The sequence below is a fragment of the Nonomuraea sp. CX421 genome (genome assembly GCF_059358955.1).
This window is the reverse complement of sequence record NZ_JCADBK010000033.1, coordinates 65,842-82,108: the sequence shown is the minus strand read 5'-3', so window position 1 is coordinate 82,108 and position 16,267 is coordinate 65,842. Positions and strand designations below refer to the sequence as shown.

General features: G+C 69.7%; 14 protein-coding genes. All 14 read right to left on the bottom strand.

Annotated features, from left to right (window positions below; genetic code table 11):
* Nucleotides 1–73 precede the first annotated feature (73 nt).
* The 14 genes from AC5L3X_RS35960 to AC5L3X_RS35895 all read right to left on the bottom strand — a co-directional run bounded on the left by AC5L3X_RS35960 (nt 74) and on the right by AC5L3X_RS35895 (nt 16,252).
* Nucleotides 74–1,609 carry an FAD-binding oxidoreductase gene (locus AC5L3X_RS35960; RefSeq protein ID WP_189127293.1) on the bottom strand — a complete coding sequence of 512 codons (1,536 nt, stop codon included), beginning with the start codon at nt 1,607–1,609 and terminating at the stop codon, nt 74–76.
* Nucleotides 1,610–1,620: 11 nt separating this feature from the next.
* Complete coding sequence (locus AC5L3X_RS35955; protein WP_494863020.1) at nt 1,621–2,022, bottom strand: DUF3224 domain-containing protein; 402 nt, start codon at nt 2,020–2,022, stop codon at nt 1,621–1,623.
* A gap of 25 nt (nt 2,023–2,047) precedes the next feature.
* Nucleotides 2,048–3,250 (bottom strand): FAD-binding protein, encoded by a 1,203-nt coding sequence (locus AC5L3X_RS35950; RefSeq protein WP_494863034.1) that lies wholly within the window; start codon nt 3,248–3,250, stop codon nt 2,048–2,050.
* Nucleotides 3,251–3,306: 56 nt separating this feature from the next.
* Complete coding sequence (locus tag AC5L3X_RS35945) at nt 3,307–3,945, bottom strand: class I SAM-dependent methyltransferase (RefSeq protein WP_494863018.1); 639 nt, start codon at nt 3,943–3,945, stop codon at nt 3,307–3,309.
* 438 nt (nt 3,946–4,383) lie between these two features.
* Nucleotides 4,384–5,688 carry a Fic family protein gene (locus tag AC5L3X_RS35940; protein WP_494863016.1) on the bottom strand — a complete coding sequence of 435 codons (1,305 nt, stop codon included), beginning with the start codon at nt 5,686–5,688 and terminating at the stop codon, nt 4,384–4,386.
* Nucleotides 5,689–6,149: 461 nt separating this feature from the next.
* On the bottom strand, nt 6,150–7,604 hold the full coding sequence (gene araA / locus AC5L3X_RS35935) for an L-arabinose isomerase (RefSeq protein WP_494863014.1): 1,455 nt from the start codon (nt 7,602–7,604) through the stop codon (nt 6,150–6,152).
* Nucleotides 7,601–8,332, bottom strand: a complete 732-nt coding sequence (locus AC5L3X_RS35930; protein WP_494863012.1) for an L-ribulose-5-phosphate 4-epimerase — start codon at nt 8,330–8,332, stop codon at nt 7,601–7,603. Before AC5L3X_RS35930 ends, araA begins: the two co-directional genes overlap by 4 nt.
* Nucleotides 8,329–9,990 carry a ribulokinase gene (gene araB / locus AC5L3X_RS35925; RefSeq protein WP_494863032.1) on the bottom strand — a complete coding sequence of 554 codons (1,662 nt, stop codon included), beginning with the start codon at nt 9,988–9,990 and terminating at the stop codon, nt 8,329–8,331. Before araB ends, AC5L3X_RS35930 begins: the two co-directional genes overlap by 4 nt.
* A gap of 64 nt (nt 9,991–10,054) precedes the next feature.
* The gene (gene yjfF, locus AC5L3X_RS35920; RefSeq protein WP_494863011.1) at nt 10,055–11,047 is read right to left on the bottom strand and encodes a galactofuranose ABC transporter, permease protein YjfF; all 993 of its coding nucleotides are present in this window, start codon (nt 11,045–11,047) and stop codon (nt 10,055–10,057) included.
* Entirely contained in the window at nt 11,044–12,057 is a 1,014-nt protein-coding gene (locus tag AC5L3X_RS35915; RefSeq protein ID WP_189128939.1) for an ABC transporter permease, read from the bottom strand. Before AC5L3X_RS35915 ends, yjfF begins: the two co-directional genes overlap by 4 nt.
* Complete coding sequence (locus tag AC5L3X_RS35910) at nt 12,054–13,649, bottom strand: sugar ABC transporter ATP-binding protein (RefSeq protein WP_494863009.1); 1,596 nt, start codon at nt 13,647–13,649, stop codon at nt 12,054–12,056. The genes AC5L3X_RS35915 and AC5L3X_RS35910 overlap by 4 nt, the downstream gene beginning before the upstream one ends.
* A gap of 3 nt (nt 13,650–13,652) precedes the next feature.
* Nucleotides 13,653–14,639 carry an ABC transporter substrate-binding protein gene (locus AC5L3X_RS35905; RefSeq protein WP_494863008.1) on the bottom strand — a complete coding sequence of 329 codons (987 nt, stop codon included), beginning with the start codon at nt 14,637–14,639 and terminating at the stop codon, nt 13,653–13,655.
* 69 nt (nt 14,640–14,708) lie between these two features.
* Complete coding sequence (locus AC5L3X_RS35900) at nt 14,709–15,692, bottom strand: LacI family DNA-binding transcriptional regulator (RefSeq protein WP_189128945.1); 984 nt, start codon at nt 15,690–15,692, stop codon at nt 14,709–14,711.
* A 212-nt stretch (nt 15,693–15,904) separates the two neighbouring features.
* On the bottom strand, nt 15,905–16,252 hold the full coding sequence (locus AC5L3X_RS35895; RefSeq protein ID WP_494863030.1) for a substrate-binding domain-containing protein: 348 nt from the start codon (nt 16,250–16,252) through the stop codon (nt 15,905–15,907).
* Nucleotides 16,253–16,267: the final 15 nt, after the last annotated feature.

Genomic DNA, 16,267 nt, shown 5'->3' with positions numbered 1-16,267 from the left:
CCGTTGAGGACCCGAAGGTCAGTCAGTCCAAGGGTCAGACCCTGGCGGGAAGCGCTCATCTACATCATCACTGTCAGACCAGCACTCCCGGATTGAGCACCCCGGCGGGGTCCAGAGCCTGCTTGGCCGCCCGGAGCGCGAGCGCGAACGGCTCGGGCCGCTGACGGTCGTAGAAGGGCCGGTGATCGCGCCCGACGGCGTGGTGATGAGTGATCGTGGCGCCGTGGCGCAGCAGCACCTCCGACACCCGCCGCTTGAGGTCGTCCCACTGCGCGACCTCCTCGCCCCGGATCGCGGGCGCCAGCACCGTGTAGTAGGGCGCCGGCCCGTCGGGGTAGGCGAAGGCCAACCGGCAGCTCACCGCGATCCTCTCGCCGAACGTCCCCATCACGGCCTCGTGCAACGCCGGGAACCGGTCCCAGGTGACGGCGGTCTCGAACGTCTCCGCGATCAGTCCGAGCCCCGGGTAGGCGTTGCGCAGGTAGGGCATCCGGGTGAACGTGCCCTTCCACTCGCGATCCTGGCGCGCTCCACCCGGCGAGCCGCCGGCCTCGCCCGCCTCGCCGCCGTGCCCGCCGGTGATCTCCAGCGCCCGCGCCGACCAGGCGTCGACCGGGTGATCGGCCGACTCGAACCCCACGATGAGCACGGCGTGCCGCCCGTCCCCTCCGGAGGCCAGCGCCGCCTCGCGGGCGTCGAGCAACCGGCAGTTCGACGGATGCAACCCCGACTGGGCGAGGTCGCGCACGGCCGCCACCGCCGCCTCCCAGGACAGGAAGCGCACCGGCACGGACACCTTGAAGGCGGGCCGCTCCTGCACCCGCACCCAGGCCCGGGTGATCACCCCGAGCGCGCCCTCGGACCCGAGCAGCCACCGATCCGGCGAGGGCCCGGCTCCGGAGCCGGGCAGCCGCCTCGACTCCCACACCCCGGCCGGAGTGATCGCGCGCACCGCCTCGACCAGGTCGTCGATGTGCGTGTGCAGGGTCGCGTAGTGCCCGCCCGCCCGGGTCGCGATCCACCCGCCCAGCGTGGAGAACTCATAGGACTGCGGGAAGAACCGCAGCCGCAACTCCCCGGGCAGCCGCCCGTTGATCTCCGGCCCCGACGCCCCGGCCTCGACCAGCGCCGCCCGCGACACCTCGTCCACCTCCAGCACCCGGCGCATCCGGCCGAGGTCGAGGCAGACGGCGGGCCCGTCGAAGCGCGCCTCCACCCCGCCCACGACGCTGGTGCCGCCGCCTCTCGGCACGACGGCCACCCCCTCGGCCGAGGCCCACGCGAGAACCCGCTCGACCTCGCCCTCGTCCCTCGGCCTGGCCACCAGGTCCGGCGCGTTGCCGAAGTCGCCCCGGTAGGCCCGGATCAGGTCGCGGTAGGCCTGCCCGTACGTGCGCGTCACCCGCTGGTACGGCTCGGCCGAGCAGAACTCCCGCAGCTCACCCGGAACGGGCACGCGCGACGGCGCGAGGCGCACCCGTTCGAAGGGCACCGGCTCCTCCCACGCGGCCGGATCCCCGATCCCCGTGTAGGCGGCCGTCAGCCGCCCCATCTCGCGTAACTCGTCCGGATCCGGCTCGGGACCCCACGCCCAGTGACTCGTCGACATGAAGTCGATTGTCAGGGTACGAGCAGCTCGTAGTCGAAGGTGTAGGAGTGGGAGCCGTCGGGGGCGATGAGGATGTCCATCTCGCCGCGGAGCCCGCGCAGCTCGCCGGTGCCGGAGTCGGGGACGACGGTGACGCGCAGCGACTGCTCTCCGCAGTCGCTGACGGCGTTGTGCTGGACGACGAAGGAGCCGGAACGGCCGTCGAGGGTGCCCTCGACGCGTTCCAGGGCGACGTACGACCGCGAGTCGGTCGCCTCGGTCGTGGCCATGAGCATGGTGACGACCGAGGTGGCGGTCAGATCCCCGTGGAAGGTCTTGCGGAGGGTGACCTGGGCGAGCGAGACGCCGTCGCGGTCGTCGAAGGGCGGCTGGGCGGTCCAGTCGGCGGTGTCGAAGGAGCCTTTGGCTGTCATGGGTCCAGACTGCCGGTCATACCTGTCAGCCAGTGTCAGGTACGGCCCGCCGCAGAAAGTCGTTGCCGAACTTGCCCGCCGGGTCGTAGCGGCGGACCAGCTCGCGGAAGCGTTCCGGGCACGACGGCCACCTGGTGAACAGCTTGCCCCAGTGTGGTCGCGGGTCGAAGGGCGCCAGAACGTCCTCGACCAGGGTGAGCACCGGCAGCACCGCGGCCCAGTCCTTGACCCAGGTGAAGTGCACGGCCACGCTGTCACGGTCGCGGCTCGGGCTCATCCACAGGTCGTCGGCCGCGACCGTGCGCACCTCGGAGATCCGCAGGACGGGCCGGATCCGGTCGCCGACGGCCATCAGCGCGGCCAGCGCCTCGGTGGCGTGCTCCCTGGGCAGCAGGAACTCCGACTGCAGCTCGTCCCCCGCGCTGCTCGGCGGCGAGCCGGCCCGGAAGTGCGGCAGTCGCTCGTGCCACGGCCCGGGCACGCCGAGCTGCTCGGTGCAGCTGCCGGCCGGCATGCCGGGCACCGGGTGACGCGGGCCGGCGGCCGGGCGGGTGCCGTGCCAGTCTCCGGGCGGCAGTTCCGTGCGGCGCTTCAGCCAGACACGGGTGGAGCGCCAGTCGGTGAAGAGGCTGACACTGTGGCCGTCCGCCATGACCTGGTCGAAGGGGTAGCCGGGCGGCAGGCCCTCGCGGACGTACTGGCGCAGCTCGAAGGCGGGCACGAGGTCGAGCGTGAGCGTCGTGACGACGCCGAGCGCGCCGAGCGCGACCACTGCGCCGGGGAAGTCGGCGTCGCCGCGCTCCAGGGTCGCCACCGAGCCGTCGGCGGTGACGAGCTCCAGCCCGGAGACCGCCGCCGACAGGCTCCGGTTGGCGACGCCGGAGCCGTGGGTGCCCGTGGCGACCGAGCCCGCGACCGAGATGTGCGGCAGCGACGCCAGGTTGGCCAGCGCGAGCCCGCTCGCGTGCAGGACGGGCGCCAGCCGCGCGTACGTCACGCTCGCGCCGACCCGGACCCGAGCCGCCGCGCCGTCGATCTCCACGGCCTGCGGCAGCCGGTCCAGGGTCACCAGCTCGCCCGCTGAGTCGGCGATCTCGTTGAAGGAGTGGCCGCTGCCCAGCGCGCGGATGGCGGGACTTTCCGCCACCAGCCGCCGGAGCTCGCCGAGTGTGGTGGGCCGGTGCACGCCGCGCGCGCGGAAGGCGATGTTGCCCGCCCAGTTGGTCAGCACGCCCGGCGATCTTACGCCTCGACCGCGCACGGGGACAGCCGCCCGTACGGGAGCTACGGTGCGCGCAGCAACAGGCGACCTTGGCGGAACCGCTCCCCCTCCCGGGGCTCACGCATCATCCGGCCGACCTCGGCGAACCCGGCATCGTACGCCAGCCCGGCAAGGTCGTCGATCGGCCACCGGTAAGCCGGCACCACCGCGTGGTCGAACACCTCCACCGGCCCGCCCCCAGACTCGAAGAAGGCGAGCAGCAGGTAACCCCCCGGGGCCAGCACGCGCCGGAACTCGGCGAAGTACGGCCGCAACTCCTCCGGCGGCGTGTGGATGACGGAGTACCAGGCCACGACACCGCCGAGCATGCCGTCGGCCAGGTCGAGAGCGTCCATCGACCCCACCTCGAAGCGCAGGTCCGGGTAGGTCTGGCGGGCAAGATCGATCATCACCGGAGACAGATCGATACCGAAGGCGTCCACTTCCAGGTCCCGCAGATGCGCGGTCACCCGGCCCGGGCCGCATCCGAGTTCGGCCACGGGCCCGCCACCAGCAGCCTGTACGAACTCGGCGAACGCGGCGAGCAACGCGCGGTCCAGCGGCACCTGGGCGAGCTCACCCCGCACGAAATCGGCATATTGAACGGCGACGGCGTCGTAGGCGTTCGCGGTGGCACTCAGATGGGAGGGGGATTTCGTCATAACGGACGACCTTAGCGATCCCCGCCACGACGAGGTGTTCGTCGACGCGCACAAAAGGCTATCCGCAGTTGAGGGTGTAACCGGAGTGAGGAAGTGGAGTTCCCGAGAGTGGTGTGGCACGGTGGCCGACCTGCCGTTGCGGCGAAGGGCAAGTAGGAGCCTGCGACGATTCGGCCGCCGTCGCGGAAGGACAGCATCGCGGCGCGCATGCGCTCGAAGCAGACAATGACCTTCTCGGCCGTCGGTGGTGTGGTGTCGTCCCAACTCAACCAAGCAGCAGCACCGACGCCTGACTGCATACCTCGGAGCCCGCGCGGCGGCCAACCGCGCCAACCCGCCGGTGCCGCGCCGGCGGCTGCGCGCTCCGAAAACACCGACATCTGAAGGGAAGCGTTTCGCGCCTTCCGCACCACTCCCCTGGCCGGCAGGGCATCGAGGCTAGAGATCTAGATTCTTGATCGCGTCTGCCAAATTCGCGGCGGGATGATACACAAACCTTTTGTCCACTCGACGCTTCTCCAAAAAGCCGTGCTGCTCCAGACCGACAAGATCCTGGCGTGCGGTCTCGGCCGAGACTCGATGCGAGTTTCGATGAGACTGCACGGTGTACCTGCCCCCGGGGTTCTTGAGGGCGTTGTGCAGCAGAGCGAACTGACGCGTATTGAAGCGATCCGTGTCGCGTTGGAGCCTGCTGCGAAGCTCACGAACTTCGGCCATCTTGTGCGCAAGATATTCGTTGAGCCCGTCAATCGCGCGATGCAGCACCTTCAAATTAAAGAGAAGGAAGTAGGTGAGATCATTGTCGTCGGACTCGACGTAGAGAAACGCTCGCCCGTACTGAGCGTGAGACTTCTTTATGATGCTCGAAATGGAAATGAACTCGGTGAGCCAGAATCCCTGGTTCAGCATTGACCAGTAGAACAACAGTCGCGCGGTCCTGCCATTTCCGTCTTCGAAAGGGTGCTCGTAGCCGAGCATGAAGTGAACGATGATCGCCCGAACCACTCCCGGCAGGTAGCTCTCACCGCTCTCCCCGTTCGCGAAATCACACAGGCGACGGATGCGCTCGGGGAGCATCTCGGCGGGGGGCGGAGCGTGCAACAACTCGTTCTCGTTGTCGTACACGCCGACGCGGGTTTCTCCACGTAGCTGGAATCGCCCCGCACCTTCGGGGTTGTCCAGGGTCCCTTGAGTCGCGATGCGATGAATGTGGCAGATCATCTCAGAGGTCAAAATCTCATTACGATGTTCCCCGACAAATTCCATCGCATGGAAGTTGTTCAGGATCATCCGCTCGCTTCTGTCTCTCGGCTCTCGGCCCGAGCGGATCATCTCTGTGGCCACACGCCGCTCCGTACGAGCCCCCTCCAGCTGACTGGAGGTGACGGCCTCCTCAATAAGGGAGTTGACCAGATACCTGTCACGCGTGGCGGGGTTTGTAACTTCCTCGCTGAGGCCTATGCTGCCACCCGTATGGGTGCCGATGAAGTCAGCCTCACGCAGAACCTCGTCCGGCAGCGAATAGGTGAATCGATTGCCCGCCATGTCCATCAGCGGAATGGGACGACTGGCACTCCTGCGAGTGAGCTTCATCGCAGCCCACCATTCCTCGCGGGTCAGACCATCCGGGGCACGACGATGACGAATCTCATCCCAATGATAATATTTTTGGCTGTTCGCTCCGATTGGATAGTTATCCACGATCTTCGAGAGGAGTCCTTTTCGCATGATGATCTGCGCCAACTCTTCGGGGGATGGCGGAGGTTCCGGCCTACGCATCAGCCCTCCAAGGCGAGTTTTCATCCGTTGAAATAATTTCCCACAAAAGGCGCCCAGCTTCTGAGCTCACCCCATTTTGCCTTTTGAACTCAGGGATCACATCCACTGAAACACCTGTCTCGCTCCTCCAGATCGGGAACCGTGTGTCATCCGGCTCCCGGCCAACTCCCAGCCAACTCCCAACACCTCCCAACACTGGGAGTTGCTTACAGCAAGCGTATGCCCCGCCGCGCCACAGACACCAACCCAACTCCCAGCCAACTCCCAACATCTCCCAGCTCTGGGAGTTGGCGACAGGCAAGCGTGTCCTCCACCGCACCCACGAGCGGGCGCGTTGGCCGGGCGCCGATCCTCGAACTCGACGCCGGCGGGCGGCCGGTCGCCGGGTGTCTGGAAAGTCAGGTCACGTCTCGGGTGAGAGATCACTAGAAGCCCTGGGCGAGGCGGTAGTAGGCCTGGTTCCAGCGCAGCTCCCTGGCGAACTGCCGGACGGTGGTGTCGGCGTCGATCACCAGCAGCTCGACGCCGAGCATGTCGGCCAGGTCGGTGAGCTCCTCGGTGCCGACGGCGGTGGACAGCACGGTGTGGTGCGGGGCGCCGGCGGTCAGCCATGCCTCGGTGCTGGTGCGCAGGCCGGGACGGGGCCGCCAGACGGCGCGGGCCACGGGCAGCGCGGGCAGCGGCCTGGGCGGCTTGACGAGGTCGATCTCGTTGGCCACCAGCCGGAACCGGTCGCCGAGGTCGGCCAGCCCCACCACGATCCCCGGGCCGGGCGCCGCGTCGAACACCAGCCGCACCGGGTCCTCCCTGCCGCCGATGCCGAGCGGGTGGATCTCGCAGGCCGGGACGGCGCCGGCGATCGAGGGGCAGACCTCCAGCATGTGCGCGCCGAGGATGAGCTCCTCGCCCGGGGTCAGGTGGTAGGTGTAGTCCTCCATGAACGAGGTGCCGCCGGGTGCCATCGACTTGATCGTGCGCAGCAGCACCGCCGTCTTCCAGTCGCCCTCGCCGCCGAAGCCGTAGCCGTCGGCCATCAGCCGCTGCACGGCCAGGCCGGGCAGCTGGCGCAGGCGGCCGAGGTCCTCGAAGTTCGTGGTGAACGCCCCGAACCCGCCGCGCTCCAGGAAGTGGCGCAGGCCGAGCTCGATCCGGGCCGCGTAACGCAGGGACTCGCGCCGCTCGCCGAGCAGTTCGGGCGCCACCCGGTAGCGCTCGTCGTACTCCTTGACCAGCGCGTTCACCTCGGCGTCGGAGGCGGCGTCGACGACCTCGACCAGCTCGTTGACGCCGTAGGTGTTGACCGAGACGCCGAAACGCAGCTGGGCCTCCACCTTGTCGCCCTCGGTGACGGCCACGTCGCGCATGTTGTCGCCGAACCGCGCCAGCTTCAGGGTGCGCACCTCGGCCAGCCCGGAGGCCGCCCGCGCCCAGGCCAGGATGCGCTCGGCCACGTACGGGTCGCTGACATGGCCCGCGACGGTCTTGCGGGCGACGCCCAGCCGGGTCTGGATGTGGCCGAACTCGCGGTCGCCGTGGGCGGCCTGGTTGAGGTTCATGAAGTCCATGTCGATGGTGCTCCACGGCAACTCCACGTTGGCCTGCGTGTGCAGGTGCAGCAGCGGCTTGCGCAGCGCGTCGAGCCCGGCGATCCACATCTTGGCCGGCGAGAACGTGTGCATCCAGGCGATCACCCCGGCGCACGAGTCGTCGGCGTTCGCCTCCAGCATGATCCGCCTGATCGAGGCCGCGTCGGTGAGCACGGGCCGCCACGCCACGGGCATCGGCAGCGCCTCGGCGATCCGCCGCGACTGCTCGGCGACCTGGCGCAGCGTGTCCTCGCCGTACAGCCCCTGGCTGCCGGTCAGAAACCAGATGTTCAACGCGGGCTCCTCTGTCCGTAGACGTTCTGGTAGCGGTCGTACAGGCGGTCGACGTCGTCCGGGGCGATGGGCAGCGGCTCGCCGAGCTGCCTGGCGACGTGCACGGTACGGGCGACGTCCTCGCACATCACGGCGGCCTTGACGGCGGCGCGCGGGTCCGCGCCGATCGTGAACACGCCGTGGCTGCGCATCAGCACGGCCGGCGAGCGGTGGCCGCTGAGCGTGGCCACGATGCCCTGGCCGATGGAGTCGTCGCCGATCAGCGCGAACGGCCCCACCGGGATCTCGCCGCCGAACTCGTCGGCCATCGCGGTCAGCACGCACGGAATCGCCTCGCCCCGGGCGGCCCACGCGGAGGCGTAGGTCGAGTGGGTGTGCACGACGCCGCCCACCTCGGGCATGGCGCGGTAGACGTACGCGTGCGCGGCGGTGTCGCTGGACGGCCGGTGCTCGCCCTCGACGAGGTTGCCGTCGAGATCGCAGACGACCATGGTCTCCGGGGTCAGCTCGTCGTAGGAGACGCCGGAGGGTTTGATCACGAACAGGTCCGCGCCGGGGATCCGGCCGGAGACGTTCCCGGCGGTCCAGGCGACGAGCCGGTTGCGCACCAGCTCGGCGTGCAGGTCACTGACGATCCTCCGCACGGCCGCTGCCCTTCCGGCCTCCAGGTCGCTCCCACTCGGGCTCGGGGCCGCGCTCCGTCCGGCGTCGATCTCGTACGCGCTCATGGGCGGGCTCCGTCGAGCGCCTGGGCCGCCGGGGCGCGTCGAGCCTCGTTCCTGATGGCGCGCAGCGCGTGCAGCACCCGTCCGTCGCCGAAGTGGTCGTGCAGCGCGCGGTACGCGGCGTAGAGCAGGTCGTAGACGCCGGCCCGGCGCTCGTCGGGCAGGTAGACGTCCTCGCGCCGCCGGCCCATGGCGGCCGCGGCCCGCTGGATGTCGGCGTGGGCCCCGGCTGCGACCGCCGCGTGGATGGCCGAGCCGAGCGCCGGACCCTGCTCGGAGCCGATCACCGACAGCGGGCGGCGCAGCACGTCGGCGTATACCTGCATGAGGAACGGGTTCTTCAGCAGCCCGCCGGCCACGACGAACTCCGCCACGGGCACCCCCGCCGCCTCGAACGTCTCGACGATCAGCCGGGCGCCGAAAGCGGTGGCCTCGACGAGCGCCCGGTAGACGTCCTCGGGCCGGGTGGCGAGCGTCTGTCCGACGATCACGCCGGACAGGTCGTGGTCGACCAGCACCGAGCGGTTGCCGTTGTGCCAGTCGAGCGCGACCAGGCCGTGCGCGCCGACCGGCTGCGCGGCGGCCAGCTCGGCGAGCAGGTCGTGCACGGTCAGGCCGCGTTCGCCGGCCCGGCGGAGGTAGGAGGCGGGCACGCAGGTGTCGACGAACCAGGCGAAGATGTCGCCCACCCCCGACTGCCCGGCCTCGTAGCCCCACAGGCCGGGCACGATCCCGTCGCGTACGACGCCGCACATGCCGGGCACCTCGGCCAGCCGGTCTGAGGACATCACGTGGCAGGTGGAGGTGCCCATGATCGCGACCATCTGACCCGGCCGGACCGCGTCGGCGGCGGCCGAGGTGACGTGCGCGTCGACGTTGCCGACGGCGACCGCGATGCCCTCGGGCAGCTTGGTCCATCCGGCGGCCTCGGCGGTCAGCCGCCCGGCCAGGCCACCGAGAGGGGACAGCTCGCGCCCCAATTTGTCGATGAATCCCGAAAAATCGGGATTCAGCCCGGCGAGGAAGTCCGCCGACGGATAGGACCCGTCCTGAAAAATCCCTTTGTATCCGGCAGTGCAGACGTTGCGAGTCTCCACCCCGGTGAGCTGCCAGATGATCCAGTCGGCCGCCTCGATCCACCGCTCCGCCCGCGCGTAGACCTCGGGGTCCTCCTCCAGCACCTGCAGGCCCTTGGCGAACTCCCACTCCGCGGAGATCTTCCCACCGTACCTGGCCAGCCAGGGCTCACCCCGCTCGGCCGCCAGCGCGTTGATCCGGTCGGCGTGCGCCTGCGCGGCGTGGTGCTTCCACAGCTTCGGCCAGGCGTGCGGGCGCTCGGGCGTCTCGAAGCAGAGCGGCGTGCCGTCGGCCCGGACCGGCAGGACGGTGCACGCGGTGAAGTCGGTGCCGATCCCGATCACCCGGGCCGGGTCGATCCCGGCCGCCGCCACCGCCTCCGGCACGGCGGTGCGCAGCACGTCGAGCCAGTCGAGCGGCGACTGCAGCGCCCAGTCGGGCCCCAGCCGCACCCCGCCGCCGGGCAGCCGGTCCTCGATCACCCGATGGGCGAACTCGTGCACCGCCGTGCCGGCCTCGGCGCCGTCGGAGGCGCGCACCACGACGGCCCGCCCCGACAGGGTCCCGAAGTCGACGCCGATCAGATAACTGTCCGTGTTAGCGTTCACACACTCTCCCAGACTTGGTACGGCTCCGCCGTACGGAAGATCAGTTACGGCGCCGCGCCGAGAACAGACGCTGCAACAGGATGAAGACGAACAACAGCAGACCGATGAAGATCTTGGTCCACCAGGAGCTGAGCGTTCCCTCGAAACTGATGATCGTCTGGATCAGTCCCAGCACGAGCACGCCGAGCACGGTGCCGAACAGGAAGCCGGAGCCGCCGGTCAGCAGCGTGCCGCCGATGACGACCGCCGCGATCGCGTCGAGCTCCATGCCCACGGCGTGCAACCCGTAGCCCGAGAGCATGTAGAACGACAGCAGCACCCCACCGAGCGCCGAGCAGAACCCGCTGATCGTGTAGACCGTGATCTTCGTCCGGCCCACGGGCAGGCCCATCAGCAGCGCCGACTGCTCGCTGCCGCCCGTGGCGTAGACACCGCGGCCCAGCCGCGTGTAGTGCAGCACGTACGCCGCCCCCAGCACCACGACCGCCGCGATCAGCACGCTCGGCGAGATCCACAGGTCGGCGAACAGGTCGATCCTGGTCTGCGCGAACGCGGTGAAGGTCGGGTCCTCGATCGGGATCGAGTCGGTGCCGATCGTGTAGCAGAGCCCCCGTGCCAGGAACATCCCGGCCAGGGTCACGATGAACGGCTGGATGTCGAAGGCGTGCACGATGTAGCCCATCACCAGCCCCAGGGCCGACCCGATGAGCAGCACCAGCGGGATCACCAGGTACGGCGGCCAGCCCGGCCCGGACATCAGGCTGGCCGAGATCATCGTGGACAGCGCGACCACCGAGCCCACCGACAGGTCGATGCCGCCGGTGAGGATCACGAACGTCATGCCGACCGCGACGACCAGCAGGAACGCGTTGTCAATGAAGACGTTGAGGATCACCTGCCCGCTGGCGAACCCCTCGTAGCGGACGCCGCCGGCCACGAACATCGCCGCGAACAGGCAGGCCGTCACCAGGATGGGCACGTACTTGGCCGGGACGGCGAGCCGCCGGCCGTGCGTGAGGGTCTCCGTGGTCATGCCGTCACCCGCACCTTCTCCTCGGCCGCCGGTCGCGGCGTGGGCGGCCGGCCGCGACGGCGGAACACCTTGTCGCGGAAGGCCGGGGACTGGATGAGGCAGACCGCGGTCACCACGAGCGCCTTGAACAGCAGCGTCGTCTCGGGTGGCACGCCCACCGAGTAGATCGTCGTGGTCAGCGTCTGGATGATCAGCGCGCCGAGCACGGTGCCGCCGAGCGAGAACCGCCCGCCGGCCAGCGAGGTGCCGCCGATCACCACCGCCAGGATCGCGTCCAGCTCGATCCAGAGCCCGGCGTTGTTGCCGTCGGCGCTGGAGACGTTCGAGCTGATCATGAGGCCGGCGATGCCCGCGCAGAGGGCGGCGAAGGCGTAGACCATGATGACGATCCCGCGCGAGCGGATGCCCGCCAGCCGGCTCGCCTCGGCGTTGCCGCCGACCGACTCGATCAGCATGCCGAGGGCCAGCCTGCGGGTGAGGAACACGGTGACCGCCAGGACGGCGAGCACCAGCAGGATGCCGAACGGCACGGTCAGCCAGTAGCCGCCGCCGATGAGCTTGTAGGCCGGGTCGTTGACGGTGATGATCTGCCCGTCGGTGATCAGCTGCGCCAGGCCCCGTCCGGCGACCATCAGGATCAGCGTGGCGATGATCGGCTGGATGCCGACCGCCGCGACGAGGAACCCGTTCCACGCCCCGAGCAGCACCGACAGGCCGAGCGCCAGCACGACGGCGGTGAGGACGCCCGCGTCCTGGCTGATCTGCAGGCAGGCCAGCGCGCCGGAGATCGCCACCACGGAGCCCACCGACAGGTCGATGCCGCCGGTCGCGATGACCAGCGTCATCCCGAGCGACACCAGGATCAGCGGGGCCCCGAACCGCAGGATGTCGATCAGGCTGCCGTACAGGTGGCCCTCGCGCATCTGGATCGAGAAGAAGGTGGGAGTGAAGATCACGTTCACCACGAGGAGCAGGGCCAGGACGACCAGCGGCCACAGCAGCCTTCTCATGCCGGCCCTCCGCTCGCGATGGTCTCCAGCAGCACGTCGTTGGTCAGGGTCGCGTCGTTGGGTAACTGGGCCACCAGCCTGCGGTCGCGGAGCACGCCGACGCGGTGGCTGAGCCGCAGCACCTCCTCCAGCTCGGCGGAGATGAACAGCACCGCCATGCCGCCGTCGGACAGCCGCGCGACCAGGCGCTGGATCTCGGCCTTGGCGCCGACGTCGATGCCTCGGGTCGGCTCGTCGAGGATGAGCAGCCGGGGCTCCAGGATGAGCCACCTGGCCAGCACGACCTTCTGCTGGTTGCCGCCGCTGAGGTCGCGCACCAGATGCTCGGGGTTGGCCGGGTTGATCTTCAGCGCCTTGATGTAGCGGCCGACCAGCTCGTCCTGCTGCTCGCGCGGGACCGGCCTGGTCCAGCCTCGGGTGGCCTGCAGGGCCAGGATGATGTTCTCCCTGACCGTGAGGTCGGGGATCAGCCCGTCGGACTTGCGGTTCTCGGAGCAGAACGCGATCCGGTGGGTCATCGCCGCGCGCGGCGTGCGCAGCGACACGGGCACGCCGCCGACCGCGATCTCCCCGGTGCTCGCGTGGTCGGCGCCGAACAGCAACCGCGCGATCTCCGTACGGCCGGAGCCGAGCAGCCCGGCCAGGCCCACGACCTCGCCCTCGTGGACGGTGAGCGTGAACGGCTCGACGGCGCCGGTGCGGCCCAGCCCGCGCGCCTCGACCAACGGCCGGTCGAACACCTTGGCCTCGCCGTGCAGCTTCTCCAGATCGGCCAGCTCCTGGCCGATCATCTTGGCGACCAGCTCGACCTGGCTGAGCTCGCTGGTGAGGTGTTCGCCGACGAGCCGCCCGTTCCGAAGGATCGTCATACGGTCCGAAATTTCGTAGATCTGGTCGAGAAAGTGGGACACGAAGAGGATCGCGACCCCCTGCTCCTTGAGAGTGCGCATCACCCGGAACAACTGCTCGACCTCGCCCGCGTCGAGGCTCGACGTCGGCTCGTCGAGGATCAGCACCCGGGCCTCGATGTCGATCGCGCGGGCGATGGCGACCATCTGCTGGATGGCCAGGGAGTAGGTGGACAGCGGCGCGGAGACGTCGAGATCGAGCTCCAGCCGGTCGAGCAGGTCGGCGGCCCGGACCCGCATCCGGCGCCAGTCGATGCGGCCCCACCGGCGGGGCTCGCGGCCGATGAAGATGTTCTCGGCCACCGACAGGTTGGCGCAGAGGTTGACCTCCTGGTAGACCGTGCTGATGCCGGCCGCCTGGGCCTCCAGCGGGCTGCCGAAGGCCACCGCCCGGCCGGCCAGCTCGATCTCGCCCGCGTCGACGGAATGCACGCCGGTCAGCACCTTGATCAGGGTGGACTTGCCGGCGCCGTTCTCGCCCATCAGCGCGTGCACCTCGCCCGGCAGCAGCCGCAGGTCCACGCCGTCGAGCGCCTTGACTCCGGGGAACTGCTTGCCGATCCCGCTCATCCGCAGGATCGGCGCGAGTGCGGCCATCTCGACGGCCCCCTCTCTGTCGACGGCCCCGCCCGGGCAGGGCCGCTCGCGCGGCACCGGGCCGGCCCCGGGGGCCGGCCCGGTCATCGGTCAGTATTTGCGGTCGGGCAGCGCGGTCTTGGCCTGCTCCTGCGTGAACGTCGTCTCCTCCGTCACCACGCGGGCGGGGATGCTCTCATTCTTGACGACCTTCTTGGCCAGGTCCATGAGCTGCGGGCCGAGCAGCGGGGAGCACTCGACGATGAAGTTGATCTTCCCGTCGGCGAGCGCCTGCATCCCGTCCTTGACGGCGTCGACAGTGATGATCTTGATGTCCTTGCCGGGCACCTTGCCCGCGCCCTCGATGGCCTCGATCGCGCCGAGGCCCATGTCGTCGTTGTGCGCGTAGAGGACGTCGATGTCGGGGTTGGACTTCAGGAAGGCCTCCATGACCTCCTTGCCCTTGGCCCTGGTGAAGTCACCGGTCTGCGAAGCGATGATCTTGAACTTGGCCTCGCCGCCGATGACCTCCTGGAAGCCGGCCTTGCGGTCGTTGGCCGGCGCCGAGCCGGTGGTGCCCTGCAACTCGACGATGTTCACCGGGTCGGTCTCGGATTTGTACTCCTCCACCAGCCACTGTCCCGCCTTGCGGCCCTCCTCGACGAAGTCGGAGCCGAGGAAGGTCTTGTAGAGCGTGGTGTCCTTGGAGTCCACGGCCCGGTCGGTGAGGATGACCGGGATCTTCGCGTTCTGCGCCTCCTTCAGCACGGGCTCCCAGCCCGACTCCACGACCGGCGAGAAGGCGATCACGTCCACCTTCTGCTGGATGTAGGAGCGGATCGCCTTGATCTGGTTCTCCTGCTTCTGCTGGGCGTCGGAGAACTTCAGCGTGATCCCGGCCTCCTTGGCCGCCTCCTGCACCGATTTGGTGTTGGCGGTCCGCCAGCCGCTCTCCGCGCCGACCTGCGAGAAGCCCATGGTGATCGAGTCGTCGCCGCCGCTCGTACCGGCGCTGTCGGTGCCGCTGCCGCTGCCGCAGCCGGCCATCGCCAGAGCGGTGAGCCCGGCGAGCACCAGCGTCGAGATCCTGTTCAACACGTGGGGGGTTCCTTCCTCATGTGAGCGCTAACATAAGCGCCGTGCCGGCATCCCCGCTGCCGCGCCCGGCTAGGGCCGGGCCGTACTGGCCCGGGAGACGAACGAGGGCGGCACCACCAGACGCTCGCGCGCCCAAGGCCCCTGCCCCTCGATCTGCCGGAGCAGGACCTCAATGCTGTGCCTGCCCACGGCGCCGAAGTCCTGCCTGATGGTCGTGAGCGGCGGCGAGAAGAACTCCGACTCCGGAATGTCGTCGAAACCGACGACGCTCACCTGGTCGGGCACCCTCACCCCCCGCTCGGTGAACGCCCGCAGCACTCCGAGCGCCATCTGGTCGTTGGCGACGAAGACCGCGGTGACGTCCCTCATGCTCGCCAGGCTGCGCCCCGCCTCGTAACCCGAGCGGGGACTCCAGTCTCCGGCGAGTGGTTCCGGGGCCTCGCGGCCCTCCAGCGCCAGCGCGGCCCGCCAGCCGGCCACGCGCCCCTCCGCCTCCAGCCAGTCGGACGGTCCGCGGACGTGCCACACCGTCTCGTGCCCCAGGGAGAGCAGGTGCCGGGTGGCCAGCCTGCCTCCCTCGACCTGGTCCACGCACACCACGGACACGTCGCCGGCCTCGCCGCCCTCGACCGCGACCGTGGGCACGCCGACCGGCAGATCGGCCAGCGCCTCGGCGGCCGAGCGCTGTGGCGCGACCACCACGATGCCGTCGACGGCCTGGTCGGCCAGGTAGTCGAGGGCGTCGCGGACCCCGGAGCGGTCGATGGACTTCAGGCTGACGATGCTGACGAAGTAGCCCGCGGCCCTGGCCGCCCGCTCGATGCCGTAGACCGTGCTGGCCGGGCCGTACAGGGTGGTGTCGAAGCTGACCACGCCGAGAGTCCTGGAGTGCTTGGTGACGAGCGCGCGGGCGACCAGATTGCGGCGGTAGCCGAGCTTCTCGATCGCCTCCAGCACCCGGGCGCGGGTCTCGCCGCGCACGTTGGGATGCTCGTTGAGCACCCGGGAGACCGTCTGGTGGGACACGCCCGCCTCTTTGGCGACGTCGGCCATGACGGGTGGCCGGCGATCCCGGATCGATCCCACAGGAACTCCTTTTTCGGCTCTGGCAAGACTGTGAACGTTAACAACGGGTCTCGTCAAGGCATGGCCAGATCACGGTCGCGTTACACGCGGGGCGGCCCTCGGCCCGGTGACGTTCATCCGGCCGTGAAGGAGGCGCGGACCCGTGCCGGGGCGGGGCCCTCGCCCCTCCCCCGGCACGGTCACGCCGGGGCGGTGGAGTCGCGGATCACCAGCCGGCAGGGCATCCGGTGGACGCCGGGCGTCGCCCCGCCGTCGATGGCGGCGAACAGGTGCTGGGCGGCGGTCCGGCCGAGCCGTTCGAGGTTCATGTCCACGGTCGTCAGCGCGGGGCGCGTCCTCGGCCCCCAGCAGCACCGGGATGCCGAACCTGCCCACGCTGTCGGAGGTGAGCAGCCCGACCGTGCGCGTCTGCCCGGACAGCAGCCCCCTGGCCAGCGCGTTGGGCTGGAAGGCGAGCTGCTCGGCGGCGAGAGGAGCTGCTGAAGGCGATCGAGGCTCAGTGGGAGCGGACCGTCCGCCCGGCGCACCCACCTGACCGACGG